This is a genomic window from Sphingobium agri (assembly GCF_023051225.1).
Classification (GTDB): Bacteria; Pseudomonadota; Alphaproteobacteria; order Sphingomonadales; family Sphingomonadaceae; genus Sphingobium; species Sphingobium agri.
Map to the genome: position 1 here is coordinate 1 of NZ_JALKHS010000015.1, position 1,561 is coordinate 1,561.

The 1,561-nt window shown below is 60.8% G+C and carries 1 protein-coding gene; it reads right to left on the reverse strand.

All coding sequences use genetic code 11. The features are described from left to right. Positions 1-149 precede the first annotated feature (149 nt). On the reverse strand, positions 150-1,445 hold the full coding sequence (locus tag MU848_RS15360; RefSeq protein ID WP_247233963.1) for a cation:proton antiporter: 1,296 nt from the start codon (positions 1,443-1,445) through the stop codon (positions 150-152). Positions 1,446-1,561 lie beyond the last annotated feature (116 nt).

Consider the following 1,561-nt stretch of genomic DNA (forward strand, 5'->3'; position numbering starts at 1 on the left):
GCATAGGAGCTTTTTCCGCGAGCGATCACTGATACTTTCGCGACGTCGGGCGCGGCGAGTACCGGTATGAATAGCCGCTTTCGGGAGCTTCATTTCTGCTCGGGAAGGGTCGTCTTGGGTCGCTCTCGCTGGCATGGGCGAGCGCTGGATCAGGCTTTGCCCCGATCATGAGCCTCACCCGTAGTCTCGCCTTTGTCCGGGTCACGCCCCTGGCGGCGATCCAACCACCGCATAGCGGGCGTCACCGTTAGGCCATGAAGCAGGATTGAGACCAGAGCCGCCAGACCCACGACGGCCCAGAGGCGGTCCGGGTCACCGACATCCATGTGATTAAGCCCATAAGCAAGATAGTAGAAGGAGCCGACGCCGCGTATACCGAAGAAAGCGATCGTCAGCTTTTCAAAGCGGTTCGCCTTGAAGCCCGTTAGCGCGATGAGCCCTGTGGTAGGCCGCACCACGAGCAGGATCAGCAGCACAAATGCCGCGTCCATTGGCTGGAGTGGGGCAAGCAGACCGGTTATGAGAGCTCCGCCGAACAGGAGCAGGAGAACCATCATGGCAAGGCGTTCGATCTGCTCGGTAAGGTCGTGCATTTGCACGTTGAACTCATGGTCGCGATGTGACGCACGCAGCGTCAGCGCCGTGACGAAAACCGCCAGGAATCCATAGCAGTTAACGATCTCGGTGGCGCCATAGGAGACGAATGTCGCCGCGATGGCGATCAAGCCATCGCCGGTCTTCGCGAGCTTCGTCTCTGCCGGGATATGGAAAGTCAGCCAGCCGAAGAGTTTGCCAATCAACCAGCCGCCGCCCACGCCTGCAACGACCTCCCACACTACATTGACGCCGAGCCAGCGGCCAAACCATGGCTCCCCGGCACTCGCTGCGAGCACGATGGCGAGATGGACGAACGGAAAGGCAAGGCCGTCATTGAGCCCTGCTTCCGAGGTCAGCCCGAACCGGACTTCATCTTCTTCACCACTCCTAGGAGGGCCGACCTGAACATCGGCGGCAAGAACGGGATCGGTGGGCGCGAGGCTGGCGGCGAGCAGGAGAGCGATGCTCCATGGCAGGCCCAGCAAGGCCCCGCCCATCAGCGTGATGATGCCGATGCCGAGCGGCATGGTGATCGCAAGCAAACGCCAGGTTACGCCCCAGCGCCGCCAGTGAAAGGGGCGGTCAAGCTTCAACCCTGCGCCCATCAGTGCGATAATCACCACAAATTCGCTGAAGCGTTCGGTGATAACGGGATAGTTGATCGGCGAAGGCCGGAACTTCACCTCCGGCAAACAGAAGATGCCAGCGCCTATGAGGATGCACACAATGGGCAATGACAGCGGGAGCTTTTTCAGCGCAAGCGGTAGCCAAGCCACCAGCGCTATCAGGAACCCCGCGCCTGTCAGCATCAGGATATACGGCTCGGGCGCAGTGAAAGGCAGATCCATCAGCCGCTAACGCGCCGGTTGCATGGACGTTGCTGGCCCTCGCTCCACCGCGTATCCGTGATGATCAAGCTGGAGATTGCGTCCAGCATCGATCGGCTTTGAGCAGGGCGTTCGCG

Coding starts and splice junctions, on each gene's coding strand:
- MU848_RS15360 (WP_247233963.1), bottom strand. CDS start 1,445: ATGGATCTGCCTTTCACTGCGCCCGAGCCGTATATCCTGATGCTGACA.